Origin of the sequence: Amycolatopsis sp. WAC 04169, assembly GCF_003947535.1 — a bacterium.
Classification (GTDB): domain Bacteria; phylum Actinomycetota; class Actinomycetes; order Mycobacteriales; family Pseudonocardiaceae; genus Amycolatopsis; species Amycolatopsis keratiniphila.
This window is the reverse complement of the sequence record NZ_QHJI01000015.1, coordinates 1-16,160: the sequence shown is the minus strand read 5'-3', so window position 1 is coordinate 16,160 and position 16,160 is coordinate 1. Positions and strand designations below refer to the sequence as shown.

Sequence of the window (16,160 nt, the reverse complement as noted above, 5' to 3'; positions counted from 1 at the left end):
CTATCGTTTCGTGTGCGCCCACCGACCTGGCTGAGAAGGAACGCTCTCGAAGTGGGTGACGCGGTCCTCGCGGTGTTCATGATCGCGTTCACCATCGAGGCAGGCTTCGCTGTCGGCCTCCCCGGATTCCGGCCGTTCGACGCGATCGGCGTCCTGCTGAGTGTGCTGGTCAACGCCCCACTCGCGGTTCGGCGCCGTGCGCCGCTGACGGTTTTCGTCCTCGTGCTGGCCGGATGGGCCGGCTACCTGCTCCCGGGGTACTGGCCGGGCGTCAGCGCGCTGACGCTGTTGCTCGGTCTGTACACCGTCGCCGCGTACCGGTCTCTTCCGGTGACGGCGCTGTGCGCGGCGGCCACGCTGGCGGGCGAGACCTATTCGGCCTGTCATGCGCAGCTGATCGGCTCGGTGTGGACGGCGGTGTTCCAGAGCGTGCTCCTGACCGGCGTCGCATGGGGTTTCGGCGCGAACGCGGGGCGGCTGGCCCAGCGCAACGGCCAGCTGCGGGTGCTGACCGAGCAACTGCGCCGCGAACAGGAGGACAGGGCGCGGCGGGCCGTGACGGAGGAACGGGTCCGCACCGCGCGTGAGCTGCACGACGTCGTGGCCCACCACATGTCGGTCATCGCGGTGCAGGCGGAGATGGCGCGCTACGTGTTCGAGTCGGATCCGGCGGCCAGCCGGACGGCGCTGGACGTCATCGGCCGCACCGGCAGTGAGGGCCTGGACGAACTGCGGCGCATGCTGACGGTGCTGCGGTCCGGCGAAGACGACGACACTTACGTACCGGCCCCTGGACTGGAGGGGTTGAAGGAACTGGCGGCGAGGGTCGGTGCCGCGGGGGTGCACGTCGAGGTTTCCGTGCGGGGGACGGTTCGCTCGCTGCCGGACGGGGTGGGACTCTGCGTTTATCGCGTCGTGCAGGAGGCCTTGACCAATGTCGTCAAACACGCCCGTCCGGCCAGGGCGTGGGTGTCGCTGACGTACGGCGCGGAGGAAGTGACGGTCCGGATCGCCGACGACGGCCGCTCCGAACGGTTCCACGAGGGCGCCGGACACGGCATGATCGGCATGCGTGAGCGCGCCGAACTGTATGGGGGAACACTCCTGGCGGGCGCGAGCGCGGAAGGGGGTTTCGTGGTGACGCTCGTGCTCCCGCTGGCGGCAGGGGGAGTCGGTTCATGATCGAGGTGCTGGTCGTCGACGACCAGGATCTGGTCCGCGCCGGGTTCGTCGCGCTGTTGCGGGCCGCGCCCGGCATCACCGTCGTCGGTGAGGCCGCCGACGGACAGGAAGCGGTGGACCTGGCGGCGCGGCTGCGGCCCGACGTCGTCTTGATGGACATCCGGATGCCGGGCACGAACGGTGTGGTCGCGACCGAGCGCATCCTCGCCGCGGAACGCGACCGGCCGACGCGTGTGCTGGTACTGACGACGTTCGATCTGGACGAGTACGTGTACGCGGCCTTGCGGGCGGGGGCTTCGGGCTTCCTGTTCAAGGACGTCCGGGCGGAACGGCTGGTCGCCGCGATCCACACGATCGCGGCGGGGGAGCAGCTGTTCGCGCCCTCGGTCATGCGGCGGCTTATCGAGGCCTACGCGAACCGTCCGGGCGGCCCCACCGGCGCGCCCGGACCGGAACTGGACTGCCTCACCGTCCGGGAGACCGAGGTGCTCCGCCTGGTCGGCAAGGGCATGACCAACGGCGGCATCGCCGGCGAGCTGGTGGTGAGCGAATCCACGGTGAAGACGCACGTGAACCGCGCGATGACGAAACTCGGACTCTCCAGCCGCGCGCAGATCGTCGCGCTGGCCTACGAGTCCGGTCTCGTCACGCCGGGCGCCTGAGGCTTCCGGCGAAGAGCCCGGAAGCCTCAGGACACTTCACCGTCCGGCCTGCAAGGCCCGCCAGGTGTTCGCGCCGGCGATCCCGTCGGCATCGAGTCCCCGCGAGGTTTGATAGCCCTTGACGGCCGCGGTGGTCTTGGCGCCGAACTTGCCGTCGACGGTCAGCTTCGCCGAGATGGCGGCGTTGAGCGACCGTTGCAGCCGAAAAACGGCTTCACCGGACGAGCCGTCCTGAAGCTGCGGCGTGGCGCCGCGGGCCAGCAGCGCCGTCCAGGTGTGCGAGTCCACCGAGCCCGTCTCCGCGAGCCCCACCTGCGCCTGGAACCACTTCACCGCGGACACCGTCGCCGCATCCAGGACACCGCTGGGATCACCGGCCCCCGTGTCCTGCCCGGCTGCACGGAGCAGGCATTGCGCCGCCTTCACCTCGGACCGGGTCACGCCGGCGTCGAGCCGCGGATAGGGGCCGTCGACACCGGCGTTCGCGCAGCCACGGGAACGGGATACCAGCTCCGTCGCGGCCCGCCTGCCTTCGGTGGCCGCGTCGGCGGCGTCGTGGATGGGCGAGGCCTTGACTCCGGGGAAGACGATGTAGTCGACGACCTTGCCGGACACCCCGCCCGAACGCGGGTCTGGGTTGATGCCGAGCGCTTTGGCCAGCGCGTAGGAGCCTTCGCCGATCGCCCCCGTCGGGCCGACGTCGCCTACGACGGCGTAGGCGACCTTGCCCTGATAGACGACCGCGGCGACCGTGGCACCGGTGATGCCGGAGCCGGCGTAACTCCACGTCGAGCTGATCCCGGGTACCACGATGTAAGGCAGTTTCTCGGCGTTGAGCGGCTTGCCGTCCGGCTGCGCCCACGCGGTCTGCCCCTGCCAAGAGGGGTCGGTCGAAGCGTTGCACTTCTCGGTGCGCTGCCCGTCGCAGTCGATCGTCATCCCGGACCGCCAGTGCACCGCCCCGCCGGTCGCGCAGACCGGAACCGTGCGGGTACCGCCGCTGCGTTCGGCGTATTTGCCGGCGGACACCTGCTGCGCGCAGGTCGCCACCACCGCACTCAACTCGGCACCGGTCGGATCAGCGGCCGTGGCCGCCGTCGCCTGGTTCGCCGTCGCGAGGCCGAAGGCGACCATCATGGCCATTCCCAGCGCCGCCGTCTTCACCCGCATCGCATTCCTCTTCTCCGTCCACAGTGGATTTATCATTTGCCGGCCTGCAACGCAGCCCAGGTCTTCGGCCCGGCGATTCCGTCGGAGGTGAGCCCGTGCGCGCTCTGATACCGCTTCACCGCGGCCGTGGTGTTCGCGCCGAACCGGCCGTCGAGTTCGAGGCCCGCGTCGAGGGCGGCGTTCAGCGCACGCTGAAGACGCAGCACCGCGTCTCCGGAGGCGCCGTCCTGGAGCTGTGGCGTCGTCCCCCTCGCCAGCAACGCCGTCCACGTGTGCGAGTCCACCTTGCCGAGCGCCGGCAGGCCCAGGCTCGCCTGGAACTGTTTCGTGGCGTCGGCGGTCGTCGTGTCGAAGGTGCCGGTGGGACCGTTCGCCCCGGTGGGGAATCCCGCCGCGGTGAGCAGGCACTGCGCCGTCTTGACCAGGGCCCCGGTCGCGGCCGAGGCGATCTCGGGATAGCGGGGATGGTCGAGGCTCACCGCCGCGCAGGTCTTGGCGTCGCCTTCGACGACGTTGCGGTACCGGATCGCGGTGAATCCCGCCGTCCGGTCAGCCGACCAGGTGCGCTGTGACGCGACGGTCCCGGAGCGGTACTCCTCCCACACCACCGCCTGGGTCTTCGCGGTGTCCGCCCACCGGATGAACAGTGCCATGTGCTGGTGGGCATTGGAATGCACCCACAGGCTGTCACCCGGCAAGAGGTTCTTCTTGTCGATCCGGGTGGCGACCTGCATGATGTCGCCCGTCCAGCGAGCGGTCTTCAGGCCCCAGGCCATCGACACGTAGCCGGAGCAGTCCTGCCGGTAGGTGCCGTACTGGTTGGTGTGCTTGGCTTCCTGGCTGTAGGGCACTCGCTCGTCGAGCCAGCTCTTCGCTCTGGTCAGAATGTCGTCCCTGGTCAGTTTCAAGTCGGCGGTGGGATGCCCGGCGGCGTGGAGATCCGGTTCCGCGTGGGCGAGCCGGGAAACCGGCTGGAGGAGTCCACAAAGGACCAATACGGCGGCGAGGACGCTCGCGGCTGTGGTTCGCATGGCCCCAGCATCGGAGACCCCGGCCGGGCGAGGCAAAGGTTTTCGCCCACCCCAAAGTGGTGTCCGGCGGGTCAACCCTGGTGGTAGACGGAACCTGGTCCTGTGCGGTATTTCCGCCCGTGATGCTGTCGGGACACACCGCGGATCCCCTAACATCGGGCGTCGCAAGGGGGATTCATTCCAGGGGGGATGTCTTGTCGTTCGTTCTCGTTTCGGTTCAACGGAAGTGCGGTTCTCGTGGGAGACGGCCGTGCTGAGAATCCATTTCACTCCCGAAGACCTCGCCAGGACCCGGATCAGTGCGGCACCGCAGCCGATGTGGGAGATCCTGCTCAGCATGTACCGGCTGCGAGGCCGCGAAGGCGGGATCATCTTCGAAGAATGGCGAAGATCGGTGGCACAGGCGGCACACGTCACCACCCGGTTGCTGGCCGACCTCGCCTCCCAATCCGGCTACGCGGTCGATTTCCTCACCCCGACCCTGCGGAACCTGTCGCTGGCGGAGGGGCTCGAGGCGCTGCGCCGGACCCCGAGGAAGCGGCTTCGGACCGATCTCACCGTACTCGCCGGGAGCCGGCGGCTCCCGTCCTGGACCACCGGTCTCGCCGAGGGCAGGCCGGAGACGCTCACCCAACTCGCGGACTCGGTCGAGCGGTACTACACGGCCTGCCTCGCCCCGTACTGGGTGCGGGTGTGCGGCCGGGTCGAGCAGGTACGCGCCAGACAGGTCAAGACGATGACCGAAGAGGGATGCGAGGCCCTGCTCGCCGAGGTGCATCCCACGGCGCGGTGGAACTACCCCGTCCTGGAGTTGGACTATCCGGTCGAGCACGAACTGCGCCTGAACGGCCGAGGGCTGTGTCTCACGCCGTCCTTCTTCTGCTGGGGGCTGCCCACGACGTTCTTGGCCGGTGAGCTGGAACCGACCCTCGTGTATCCGATCGAGCACAAGGTTGGCTGGTCGGCGAACGGAGCGGCGCACCGGCCGCTGACGTCCCTGCTCGGCCGGACACGGGCCCGGGTCCTCGAGGCGATCGGGGAGTCTCCCGGCACCACCACCGAAGTGGCTTCCCGGACGAAGACCAGCCTCCCGACGGCGAGCCAGCAGGCCGCCACCCTGCGCGCCGCCGGTCTGGTCACCAGCCGCCAGGCCGGGCAGTCCGTGCTGCATTCGATCACCCCGCTCGGCCTCGCGCTCCTGGCCGAAGGCTGAGCGCCCGGGGCCCTGTCGCGAGAGATGCGCGGCCGGGCCCCGGACACCGGTCACGGGGCCTGCAAGCCCGGACGGCCTTCTTCGATGACGTACGACCGCGCCGTCAAGGCCGCCTTGTTGCGCACGGTGACCTGCTCGACGTAGCGGAAGTCGACGTCCATCTTGGCCTGGCTCAGTTTCGTCCGGACGTAGCCTCGGTACTGGGAGTAGAACTTGAGGTGCGGATTCTCGGCCTGGTCGGGAACACCGCCGACTTTCGCGCCGTCGCCGCCGGAGGAGACGGAACTGGTGACCAGTTCCGTGCCGATCACCGGGGAGCCCGGATTGGTGTAGTCGGCCTTGAGTTCGTTCGCCCAGGCCCGGTGCACGTCACCGGTGAGCACCACCGGGTTGCGGACGCCGCGCTGGACCCAGCCCTTCTGGATACGGTCACGGGAAGCCGGATAACCGTCCCAGCCATCCATTCCCGACGCGCCGTTCTGGTCCGCCCGCCGCGCGAAGAACACCTGCTGGCCGATCACGTCCCAGGTGCCTTGCCGCTGCGAGAAACCGTCCAGCAGCCAGTTCTCCTGCGCCATGCCGGGCAGGCTCCGCGACGGATCACCGGCCTCGGGGCAGTACTTCCAGCCGTCGCCACAAGCCTGATCGCTCCGGTACTGCCGGGTGTCGAGCATGTGGAAGGTCGCTAGCCTGCCCCAGCGGACCCGCCGGTACAGCTGGATCTTGTCCCCGTTCGGTTTCGCCCCGCCCCGCAGCGGCATGTTCTCGTAGTAGGCCTTGTAGGCGGCCTCGCGGCGCTTGGCCCATCCGTCCGGCAGGGAGGGCTTGTCGTTGTCCCGCTTGCCCGCGGCGTAGTTGTTCTCGACCTCGTGATCGTCCGGTACGACCAGCCAGGGGGCGACGGCGTGCGCGGCCTGGAGATCGGCGTCCATCTTGTACTCCGCGTACCGTTGCCGATAGGCGCCGAGGGTGGTCAGTTCCTCCTTGTTCTGGTGCCGGCGTGGGCACGGATCTTCGGCCTTGTGGCTGGTTTCGTAGATGTAGTCACCGAGATGCAGGATCAGGCCGGGCCGCTCCTCGGCCATGCGCCGGTAGACGGTGTAGAAGCCGTCTTCGTAGTGCGCGCACGAAGTGAAGGCCATCAGCAGGTCGCGTCCGAACGTGTCGAACGCGGGAGCGGTGCGGGTCCGGCCGACGGGCGAGATGTGCCCCGCGGCGCGGAACCGGTAGAAGTACTCGTAGTCCGGCTGCAGTCCGTGGACCTCGACGTGCACCGAGTGCGCGTCCGCGTACACGGCGGTGACCTGGCCGTTCTTGACCACGTTCGTGAACTTGTCGTCGGTCGCGACCTCCCAGTCCACCGCGGTCGCCGTGGTCGGCATCCCGCCGTTGCCGTTCTCCAGGGGGTCCGGTGCGAGCCTGGTCCACAGCACGACACCGTCGGGCAGCGGATCGCCCGAGGCGACGCCGAGTTTGAACGGGTAGGGCAGCGCGGCGGTCGCCCGGCCGCCCAGTGCCACCGCCCCCACGGCGACGGCGGTACCCAGGACGAAGGTCCGTCGGTTGAACTTGCTCATTTCCCCATCCCTACTTCGGTGTTTCCAGGTTGTCGTCGAGTACGGCGGAGTTGCCCGCGAACGGGGCCCCTGGGCCGAAAGCCGTCGCCGTCCCGATCTCCGCGCGGGCGAGCTTGCGCGCCGACGTCACGGTCAGGGCGTTGCCGCTGAGACCGGTGTTCAGCACGAACATCGCCCCGGTCTGCGGGGTTCCGTTCTCCCAGGGAGCCGAGACGGTCAGTTCGGGCTTGCCGTCACCGGTGATGTCGAGGATCCGCAGGCCGTAGCCGAAGCCCTCGCCGACGGCGGCGCCGCCGTTGACCGGCGCGGTGTTCTCACCGACCGCGGTGGCGGGGTAGGACGACAACCCGGTGGCGCCGCCGCGCAGCAGGCACAGCGCGCCGGTGCGGTTGTCCTCCTTCGGGATTCCGACGGCCAGGTCGTCGACGGTGTCGCCGTCGAGGTCGCCGACGGCGAGGGAGCCCCCGAAGTAGTCGTTCGCCTCGGGGCTTCCAGGGATCGCGTCACCGGACTGGTCGATCACCTCGACCGCGGTGGTCAGCCCGGCGTTCCCGCCCCGCACGGAGACGAGCGCTCCCGATCCGGCCGGGCCGCCGCGACGGCGGTCGGCCTGGATCACCAGGTCGGCGTTGGCGCCGCCGTGGAAGCGGCCGATGACCGCGCCCCGCCACTTGCCGTCGGTCGCCGCGTTGCCCACGCTGACGTAGGAGGACGCCTTGGCGGAGAGCCCGCTCGCGGAGCCGTGCAGGAGGTGGACCGACCCCCAGGCGTTGGCGGTCCCGGTGATCACCTCGCCGGACGAAACGACGGCGAGGTCGTCCCGTTTGTCCCCGGTGACGTCTCCGGCGGCCAGCGCCCAACCCATCAGGTCGCCCGCCTCGGATGCCCCGGCCAGCTCCGGGTCGTCCTGGTTGAACGCGATCGCGTTCTTCGCGGTGAGCCCGGCGCCGCCGCCGTAGAGGATCCACACCGCGCCGGCGCGCGCCTTCGTTTCGATCGCCTCACCCGGTGACCCGATGCCGAGGTCGGCGTAACCGTCCCCGTTGAAGTCGCCGGTCGCCAGGGAAGCACCGAACAGGTCGCCGGCCTCCATCACCCCCGGCACGTCGGCGGTGTCCTGGTTGATCGTCCCGAGCGCCCCGGGAAGGGCGCGGAGATAGGGCGCCGTGCGCTGTCCGTAGAGGATGCTGACCGTCCCGGCGTTCGCCAGGCCGCCGACCGACTCGCCCGGGTTGCCGATCGCGACGTCGGCCAGCCCGTCCCGGTTGAAGTCGCCGGTCGCGAGCGCGGCACCGAACTTGTCGGAGGCCTCCATGCCCAGACCGACTCCGGCGGTGTTCTGGTTGACCAGTGCCGACGGGGCGCCGGGCGGGGTGGCCCCGCCGGACATCACCAGTACCGAGCCGCCGAGGTCGTGGGGAGGGAGTGAGGTGTCGCCGCTGTAGGTCAGCCGGGCCCCTGTGGACAGCACGAGGTCGGCGATGCCGTCGCCGTTCACGTCCGCCTGCGGCAGGGCCGGGAGTGCCGCGGGTGTCGGCGCGGCCGTCGCCGGTGAGGTCACGAAGGTCAGTGCGGCCGCGGCCGCCAATACGGGAAACCATTTGTTCGCCACGACGCACGACGGTAAGAAGCGGGAACGAGGGTGGACAATGGTTTTCGCCTGAGTGAAAAGGTCCGGCACGGCGCTCACCGCCCGGCCTGCAGCGCGCCCCAGGTGGCCTGACCGACCACGCCGTCGACACCGAGCCCACGGGAGGTCTGGTAGTCGCGGACCGCCTTTTCGGTGTTCGGCCCGAACGCTCCGTCGATGGCGAGGGTCTTGCCGGACGCGGCGGTGAGCGCGCGCTGCAGCCGGTTCACCGCGGCGCCGGTCGCACCCTGCCGCAGGGTCGGAGTGTCCCCTGTGGACAGTAGCGCGGTCCACGTGCGCGCCTCGATCTCGCCGGTCGCGGTGAGCCCGTGAGCCTGCTGGAACGCCTTGGCGGTGGACACCGTCGCTTCGTCGAAGGTGCCTGTCGGCCGGCCGCTGGGAGACAAGAGGCATTGCGCCGCCTTGACCGGATTCCCGGTCGCGCCCGAGGCGAGTCGCGGATACGCGGCGAAGTCGAGGCTCACCGTGTCACACGGCAGCGTCGTGCCCGGCCCGACGTCCAGATAATCACGGTCGATACCCGGGATCCTCACCCCGCCCCAGGTTTCCGCGACCTCGCCGGCGTACTGGTGGATGCGCTGATGGTTCGCCCAATAGGTGCTCGGCGCGTAGGAGCCGGTGTCGATGTCGGCCTTGTCGTTCCACCAGGCGAACCAGATGTGGTCGGGTCTGGTGTAGGAGGTGTTCGTGTAGGCGCTCGCCAGGTCCTTGATCCCGGATCCGGCGCTGGTGTAGACGCCGGAAAGCCAGCCCTTAGCGTGCAGTGCCTCGGTCCAGCCGCTGACGTAGGACAGCACGCCTGCCTTGCATGCCGCCGTCGACGAGTAGCCCTCGATGTCGCTGTAGATCACACTGCCCGGGCCGAAACCGAGCGCGGTGTTGGCCGCGATCGCGCTCGCCGCCGCGTCCCGGCCCTGCTGCCGGGCGACCGCGGGATCACCGGACATCTTCAGCCGGTACCCGGTGCACGGCGCCTGTCTGCCGACGTCGGTGAGGATGAAACGCCAGCCGCGGGCCGACTGGTTCGCCACCCACGCCGGGGTGAGATTGGGTTGCGCGCAGGCACGCAGGTCACCGCTGCTGTAGATGCCGACAGCCCGGTACGGAGAAGCCCGCCAGGCGTCCATCGTGGCCTGTGCCGGTGCGGCGCAGGTTTCGAATCCCTTGCCCTGGAAGGTCCCCGGTGCCACGATCGGCGCCGCGGCGGCCGCCCTTCCCGTCCTGGCGGGCAGGGCGGCACGCGTGCCGCCCGTGACCAGACGCGCACCGGACAGCGCTGCCCGCACCGTCTGTTCGGTCGCGCCGGTGTGGCCCGCGGTGACCAGCACGCCGGCGTCCGGGACGGCGACCCGGATCGTCCCTTCGCGGGACGGTGCCCCGGGCGGTGGAGTGGCCGTCCCCGGTGGCGCGGTCACCACGTCCTCGGGTACCTGCTCGGGCGTCAGGTCGGTGAGCGGTTCGATCACCACACCCGCCGTCCGGCCGACGAGTTTCGCCGGACAGTCCGGTTCTTCGGTCTGGTGTCCCAAGTAGACGGTCTCGGAGTCGAACCGGACGCAGGTGCTCGGGGCGGTGGCCAGATCGACCACCCGCCAGCCGTCGGGGACGTCGAGCTGGTAGCCGTGGTAGGTGATGGTGCGTGAGCCCGCGGCCGCGCCGGCGGCCGGGATCACGATGGACAGCAGCGCGACCGCGAGTGCGGTGGCGCCTGCCCGCCGGATTCGTTTCATCGGTTCTCCTCCCGGAATCGAGGGCGGGAGGTTATCGGCGCGCGAGTGATGCCTGGAAGCGTTTTGGCGCCCGTGGAAAGGCTTTCAGCGCAAGGAATCCGCGTTCTAGGGTTCCGGCTCCGTACCAGCGCGAACAAGGAGTGTCATGCGGCGCCTACTGATTCTTCTCGCCACCGTCGTGGCCTTGGTGATGATCGGCGCGGGATCCGCGCACGCGGCGCCCGCCCCGGCGTGGCCGTTGGTGGGCGGTGATTCCACCGGCCCGGAGGTGACGTCGGCGCAGTACCTGCTCCGGCAGCGCGGCGCGCAGATCGAGGCCGACGGCATCGTCGGCCCGAAAACCCAGGCGGCGGTGAAAGCCTTCCAGACCGCGCAGGGACTGACGGCCGACGGCATCGTGGGTCCGAAGACCTGGGGCAAGCTGGTGATGAACCTCGACAACGGTGCCACCGGCGAGGCGGTGAAGGGGGCGCAACACCAGTTGGCGCGCCATGGTTACCAGGTCAAAGCGGACGGTACGTTCGCGGCGAGCACCGCGACCGCGGTGACGGATTTCAAGACCAAGCACGGGCTGCCCGCGACGTCGCTCGTCGACGCCACCACGTGGCAGTGGCTCATCGGCGGGACCCCCTCCGTCGCGGGCTGGTCGCTCCCGCTCTCGCGGTCCGCGCTGCCGCGCAGTGAGTACGACGATCCGCATCACGACTACCCGGCGATCGATCTGCCGGTCGGTACGGGTACCCGTGCCCTCGCGGTCACCGCGGGCACCGTGGCGCTGGTCAACGACAGTTCCTGTGGTCGAGGCGTGGTGCTGACCGCCAACGGGACCCGCTTCGTCTACTGCCACTTCTCCCAGCACGCCGTGGCGTCCGGGGCGACCGTCCAGGCAGGCCAGCTCATCGGCTACACCGGGAACACCGGCAACTCGACGGGACCGCACCTGCACTTCGGCATCAAGATCGGGACGACCAGTCATTGCCCGCAGCGGTTGCTGCTGGCGATCTACGACGGCGTGGCGCCTCCCGCGCCGTCGAGCCTGCCCACCTCGGGCTGTTCCTACTGAAACCACTGCGAAATCCGGAGAATCCCATGCGCAGATTAGCGGCGGCCCTCGCCGTCCTGGTGTTGTCGGCCGGTTCGGCGATCCTCACCGTGGAACCGGCCCACGCGTACGGAAACGCCTTCTTCCACACTCAGAGCAGCGGAAACCGGGGAGTGGAGGTGCTGGCGATGCAGCATCTCCTCGCCCACCACGGACACGCGGTACCCGCCACGGGTGTGTTCGATTCCGCCACGGTCGCGGCCGTGCGCGCGTTCCAGACCGCCGGAGCGCTCGGAGTGGACGGCATCGCCGGGCCGAAGACCTGGGCCGCGCTGGCACCGACGGTCAGGGCGGGCGACAGCGGAGAGGCGGTCAAGGCACTACAGGTGGAATTGAACGCCAAACGCAGGCTGAACCTGCCGGTGAGCGGGCGATTCGACGCGGCGACGACCACGGCGGTCCGCGGCTTCCAGGAGCACGCGGGCATCTCCGTCGACGGTATCGCCGGGCCGGCCACGTGGAAGAACCTGGTCTGGCACCACGACTATCCCGATTTCGGCCAAGGGTTGTGCGATCAAGACCCGGACGGGAACGGAACGGCGGCCAACTGGGGGACCGGCGCCGCGGTCGCACAGCTCGAACAGGCGGCGAAAACCTTCACGGCCAGTGGCCGCGGGAAAGTCCCGCTGGGCGACTTCGGTTTCGAACACGGCGGTGCCATCCCCGGGCACAGCAGTCATCGGGTGGGGCTCGACGTCGACCTGTGGCCGATCCGTACCGACGGCGCGCAATGCGGCGGAGGCAGGATCACCTGGCGCTCGTCCACCTACGACCGAGCGGCCACGCGTGACCTGGTCAAAGCCATCCGCGCGGCCGCGCCCGGACACGTGAAGCTCATCTTCTTCAACGACCCCACGCTGATCGACGAAGGCTTGACGACCAGCTACGCGAACCACGACAACCATCTGCATGTCCGCTACTGCGAAGCGGTGCATCCGAACAGCCTCTACGTCTGCTGATCGTTCACGATCGGCGGCCGCGACCCCGGTTTCGGGTCGCGGCCGCCGTCACACGCCGTCCACCAAGCGGTGGCAGCGGGTCGGTCGGCTCCGCCAATGGTAGGAATGCCTGGTGACCGAACCGAATCTGATCGAAGCAGCCGCCGAAGAGGCAGTCACCCTCACCAGTGAACTGATCCGCATCGACACCACCAACACCGGTGACCCCGACACGCTCGTCGGTGAACGCGCCGCGGCCGAGTACGTCGCCGAGAAGCTCACCGACGCGGGCTACGAGATCACCTATGTCGAGTCCGGCGGCAAGAATCGCCACAACGTGATCGTCCGGCTGCCGGGCGCGGACCCCTCGCGCGGCGCGCTCCTGATCCACGGTCACCTCGACGCCGTCCCCGCCGACGCCTCGGAGTGGTCGGTGCACCCGTTCTCCGGCGCGATCCAGGACGACTACGTCTGGGGACGTGGCGCGGTCGACATGAAAGACATGTGCGCGATGACGCTCGCGCTGGCCCGTCACTACAAGATCAACGGCATCGTCCCGCCGCGCGACCTCGTCTTCGCGTTCCTGGCCGACGAAGAGGCGGGCGGCAAGTACGGCGCGCAGTGGCTGGTCGAGAACCGGCCGGAGCTGTTCGAGGGCGTCACCGAGGCGATCAGCGAGGTCGGCGGGTTCTCGATCACGCTGAAGGACAACGTCCGCGCCTACCTCATCGAAACGGCCGAAAAGGGCATCCGCTGGATGAAGCTGCGGGTGCGCGGCACAGCGGGCCACGGCTCGATGATCCACCGCGACAACGCCGTCACCAAACTGTCCGAGGCCGTCGCCCGGCTCGGCAACCACCGGTTCCCGCTGGTCATGACCGACTCCGTCCGCGAGTTCCTGGACGGTGTCACCGAGATCACCGGCTGGGACTTCCCCGAGGACGACATCGAGGGTTCCGTCGCGAAACTCGGCAACATCTCCCGGATGATCGGCGCGACCCTGCGCGACACGGCGAACCCGACGATGCTCACCGCGGGCTACAAGTCGAACGTCATCCCGTCGGTCGCGGAGGCTTCGGTCGACTGCCGGATCCTGCCCGGCCGTCTGGAGGCGTTCAACGCCGAGCTGGACGAGATCCTCGGCCCGGACATCGAGAAGGAGTGGATGGAGCTGCCGCCGGTCGAGACGACCTTCGACGGTGCCCTGGTCGACGCCATGACCAACGCGGTCCTCGCCGAAGATCCGGGCGCCCGCACGCTCCCGTACATGCTCTCCGGCGGCACCGACGCGAAGTCCTTCCAGTCGCTCGGGATCCGTAACTTCGGGTTCGCCCCGCTTCAGCTGCCCGCGGACCTCGACTTCTCGGCGCTGTTCCACGGAGTGGACGAGCGCGTCCCGGTCGACGCGCTGAAGTTCGGTGTGCGCGTGCTCGACCGCTTCCTGCGCTCGGCCTGATGCCCGGTCTGCTGGCCGCCGACGGGACACCCCTGCACTTCGAGCGCTGGGGTGATCCGTCGGCGCCGGTGACCGTCGTCCTCCTCCACGGGTACGCGCTCGACAGGCGGAGCTGGCGTGCCATCGCGCCGGTGCTGACGGAAGCCGCGGAGAAGCCGGTCGCGGTGCTCGCCTACGACCAGCGTGGGCACGGCGAATCCGGTGAGGTCCGGGCGGCGTCGGCGACCATGGGACACCTCGCCGACGATCTGGCCGAGGTGCTGGAGAAGGTGATTCCCGACGGCAAGGTCGTCCTGGTCGGCCACGACATGGGCGGGCTCGCGATCCTGTCGCTCGCCCAGCGTCACCCGGATGTCTTCGCGGCAAGGGTGGCGGGAATCGGGTTGCTCGCGATGTCGGCGGGAGGTGTCACGCCGGACGCGATCTGGCCGAACGCGCTCGGCAAGCTCGGCCGCGACCTGGAGATGGTCTTCGGGACCAAACTCATCGGCCTGGTCCGGGAGCACACGAGCAAGGCGGTGACCGCCGGGCTGAGGTGGTGGCTCTTCGGGGATGACCCGGTGCCAGCCGACGTCGAACTGACGGTGCGGATGATCCGCGGCAACTGGCCGCAGACGGTGTCGGCGTTCCGTCCGGCGCTGGACGCCTACACGCGGGAATCCGCGTTGTCGCAGGTCGGCGCGGTGCCGGTGATCGCGATCGTGGGGGAGCGCGACAAGCTCGTACCGACGGCGGACGTCGAGGAACTGGCGGGCGCGGTACGGAACGGGACGTCCGTGGTGCTGCCTGGGGTCGGGCACGTCGTCCCGCTTGAAGCGGCTCCGCAGGTGGTGCCCCGCCTGCTGGCCCTGGCGAACCGGGCTCACCGACAAGACTGACCTCCTTGACAAAAACTCTTTTCGGTGACACCTTCTTGGCATGTTCTCCGTTGCGGTGATCGAGGACGCGGAAGCGGCCGAAGTGTCGCTGGATCCGGTCCGGGCCAGGCTGCTCGCCGAACTCGCCGAGCCGGCGTCGGCCACGATGCTGGCCGCGCGGGTGGACCTGCCGAGACAGAAGGTGAACTACCACCTTCGCGCCCTGGAGAAGCACGGGCTGGTCGAGCTCGTCGAGGAGCGCAGGAAGGGCAACGTCACCGAGCGCATGATGCGCGCCACGGCGTCCTCGTACGTCATCTCGCCGACGGCGCTCTCGGCCGTGCAACCCGATCCGGCGCAGTCACCGGATCGTCTGTCCGCGCGCTGGCTGCTCGCGGTGGCCGGCAGGCTGGTGCGCGACGTCGGCCTGCTGATCACCGGAGCGACCAAGGCGCGCAAGCGGGTCGCGACCTTCGCGATCGACGGCGAGGTGCGGTTCTCCTCCGCCGCGGACCGGGCCGCGTTCGCCGAAGAGCTCACCGTCGCGATCACGAATCTGGTGAGCAAGTACCACGACGAAGGCGCCGAACAGGGCCGCGATCACCGGATCGTCGTCGCCGTCCACCCGAGTGTCAAAACCGAGGAGCGCTGAGTGGGCCACGAATTCGAGATCACCGACCGCGTCGAGGTCGACGCGACCCCCGAACAGGTCTGGGACGCCATCGCGACCGGGCCGGGGATCACGTCGTGGTTCATGGGCCGCAACGAGGTTGACGGCGGTGTGGGCGGGACGGTGAAGACCGCGTTCGGCGGCTACGAACCCACGTCGGCGATTACGTCGTGGGACCCGCTGGAGCGGCTCGTCTACGGCACCGAACCCGCGCCGGACGGACGATTCGTCGCCTACGAGTTCCTCATCGAGGGCCGCTCCGGCGGCAGCACCGTGCTGCGGACCGTGACGAGCGGCTTCCTGCCCGGCGACGACTGGGAGGACGAGTTCGAGGCGATGACCGCCGGTGGCGAGCTGTTCCTCCGCACCCTCGTCGAGTACCTCAACCGGTTCGCCGGCCGGACAGCCGTGCCGGTGACCGTGTTCGGGCCGATGATCGGGGACTGGGACAGCGCGTGGCTGAAGCTGGGCCGGGAGCTCGGCCTCGCCGGGCGGCCGGAAACGGGGGACCGGGTCCGGCTTGCCACCGATTCCGTGTCGACTGTAGAGGGCGAGGTCTATCTCGCGAACGCGCAGACGGTCGGCATCCGGACCGCGGACTCGTTCCTGCGCTTCGTGCGCGGGTTCGCCGGGCCGATGGTCGCGATGCATCACCTGTTCGGCGACGTCGATCCTGCGGAGCAGGACGGGCTGTGGGCCGGCTGGCTGGGCCGGGTCTTCAAGAGCTGAACGGGCCCTTCGCCGCATCTGACGCGGTGAAGGACGCTTTCCTCGCATCGCATGCGGGGAAAGTCCGGCGGTCTCAATCGGTTGTTGCAAGTGGTGGCAGCTGATAGGAGATCTTCATGCCAGGACCCCGGTTGACGTGCGAGGAACGGGAAAAGATCCAGAACGGTCTGGATCACGGACTTACCCAGGACG

14 protein-coding genes are annotated in these 16,160 nt (G+C 69.3%); 9 read left to right on the top strand and 5 right to left on the bottom strand.

The window, feature by feature from the left end; translation table 11 throughout:
• The first annotated feature begins 51 nt into the window (after positions 1 to 51).
• On the top strand, positions 52 to 1,182 hold the full coding sequence (locus tag DMC61_RS36370; protein WP_199750188.1) for a sensor histidine kinase: 1,131 nt from the start codon (positions 52 to 54) through the stop codon (positions 1,180 to 1,182).
• Complete coding sequence (locus DMC61_RS36365; RefSeq protein ID WP_199750187.1) at positions 1,179 to 1,844, top strand: response regulator transcription factor; 666 nt, start codon at positions 1,179 to 1,181, stop codon at positions 1,842 to 1,844. Before DMC61_RS36370 ends, DMC61_RS36365 begins: the two co-directional genes overlap by 4 nt.
• Before the next feature lie 36 nt (positions 1,845 to 1,880).
• Here DMC61_RS36365 and DMC61_RS36360 read toward each other — a convergent pair whose 3' ends face one another.
• Positions 1,881 to 3,014: a peptidoglycan-binding protein gene (locus DMC61_RS36360; protein ID WP_125695072.1), complete on the bottom strand. Its 1,134-nt coding sequence runs from the start codon at positions 3,012 to 3,014 to the stop codon at positions 1,881 to 1,883.
• Positions 3,015 to 3,046: 32 nt separating this feature from the next.
• Positions 3,047 to 4,045 (bottom strand): peptidoglycan-binding protein, encoded by a 999-nt coding sequence (locus DMC61_RS36355; protein ID WP_125695071.1) that lies wholly within the window; start codon positions 4,043 to 4,045, stop codon positions 3,047 to 3,049.
• 250 nt (positions 4,046 to 4,295) lie between these two features.
• Between DMC61_RS36355 and DMC61_RS36350 the strand changes: the two genes are divergently transcribed.
• Positions 4,296 to 5,258: a helix-turn-helix transcriptional regulator gene (locus DMC61_RS36350; protein WP_158634157.1), complete on the top strand. Its 963-nt coding sequence runs from the start codon at positions 4,296 to 4,298 to the stop codon at positions 5,256 to 5,258.
• A gap of 50 nt (positions 5,259 to 5,308) precedes the next feature.
• On the opposite strand, the gene DMC61_RS36345 is transcribed toward DMC61_RS36350, so the two are convergent.
• The 3 genes from DMC61_RS36345 to DMC61_RS36335 all read right to left on the bottom strand — a co-directional run bounded on the left by DMC61_RS36345 (position 5,309) and on the right by DMC61_RS36335 (position 10,216).
• Positions 5,309 to 6,835: an alkaline phosphatase gene (locus tag DMC61_RS36345; protein ID WP_125695069.1), complete on the bottom strand. Its 1,527-nt coding sequence runs from the start codon at positions 6,833 to 6,835 to the stop codon at positions 5,309 to 5,311.
• A 10-nt stretch (positions 6,836 to 6,845) separates the two neighbouring features.
• Complete coding sequence (locus DMC61_RS36340; RefSeq protein WP_125695068.1) at positions 6,846 to 8,447, bottom strand: FG-GAP repeat protein; 1,602 nt, start codon at positions 8,445 to 8,447, stop codon at positions 6,846 to 6,848.
• Positions 8,448 to 8,521: 74 nt separating this feature from the next.
• A complete protein-coding gene (locus tag DMC61_RS36335; protein ID WP_125695067.1) occupies positions 8,522 to 10,216 on the bottom strand; it encodes a glycoside hydrolase domain-containing protein in 1,695 nt (564 codons plus the stop codon).
• 145 nt (positions 10,217 to 10,361) lie between these two features.
• On the opposite strand from DMC61_RS36335, the gene DMC61_RS36330 reads away from it, so the two are divergent.
• The 6 genes from DMC61_RS36330 to DMC61_RS36305 all read left to right on the top strand — a co-directional run bounded on the left by DMC61_RS36330 (position 10,362) and on the right by DMC61_RS36305 (position 15,968).
• The gene (locus DMC61_RS36330) at positions 10,362 to 11,279 is read left to right on the top strand and encodes a peptidoglycan-binding protein (protein ID WP_125695066.1); all 918 of its coding nucleotides are present in this window, start codon (positions 10,362 to 10,364) and stop codon (positions 11,277 to 11,279) included.
• Between the two features lie 26 nt (positions 11,280 to 11,305).
• Positions 11,306 to 12,277, top strand: coding sequence for a penicillin-insensitive murein endopeptidase (locus tag DMC61_RS36325; protein ID WP_125695065.1), 972 nt, complete (start codon positions 11,306 to 11,308; stop codon positions 12,275 to 12,277).
• 112 nt (positions 12,278 to 12,389) lie between these two features.
• Entirely contained in the window at positions 12,390 to 13,712 is a 1,323-nt protein-coding gene (locus DMC61_RS36320) for a M20/M25/M40 family metallo-hydrolase (protein WP_016334451.1), read from the top strand.
• Positions 13,712 to 14,590: an alpha/beta fold hydrolase gene (locus tag DMC61_RS36315; RefSeq protein ID WP_125695064.1), complete on the top strand. Its 879-nt coding sequence runs from the start codon at positions 13,712 to 13,714 to the stop codon at positions 14,588 to 14,590. The genes DMC61_RS36320 and DMC61_RS36315 overlap by 1 nt, the downstream gene beginning before the upstream one ends.
• Before the next feature lie 40 nt (positions 14,591 to 14,630).
• Positions 14,631 to 15,221: a helix-turn-helix domain-containing protein gene (locus tag DMC61_RS36310; RefSeq protein WP_125695063.1), complete on the top strand. Its 591-nt coding sequence runs from the start codon at positions 14,631 to 14,633 to the stop codon at positions 15,219 to 15,221.
• On the top strand, positions 15,222 to 15,968 hold the full coding sequence (locus DMC61_RS36305; RefSeq protein WP_125695062.1) for an SRPBCC domain-containing protein: 747 nt from the start codon (positions 15,222 to 15,224) through the stop codon (positions 15,966 to 15,968).
• The last annotated feature ends 192 nt before the right edge of the window (positions 15,969 to 16,160 follow it).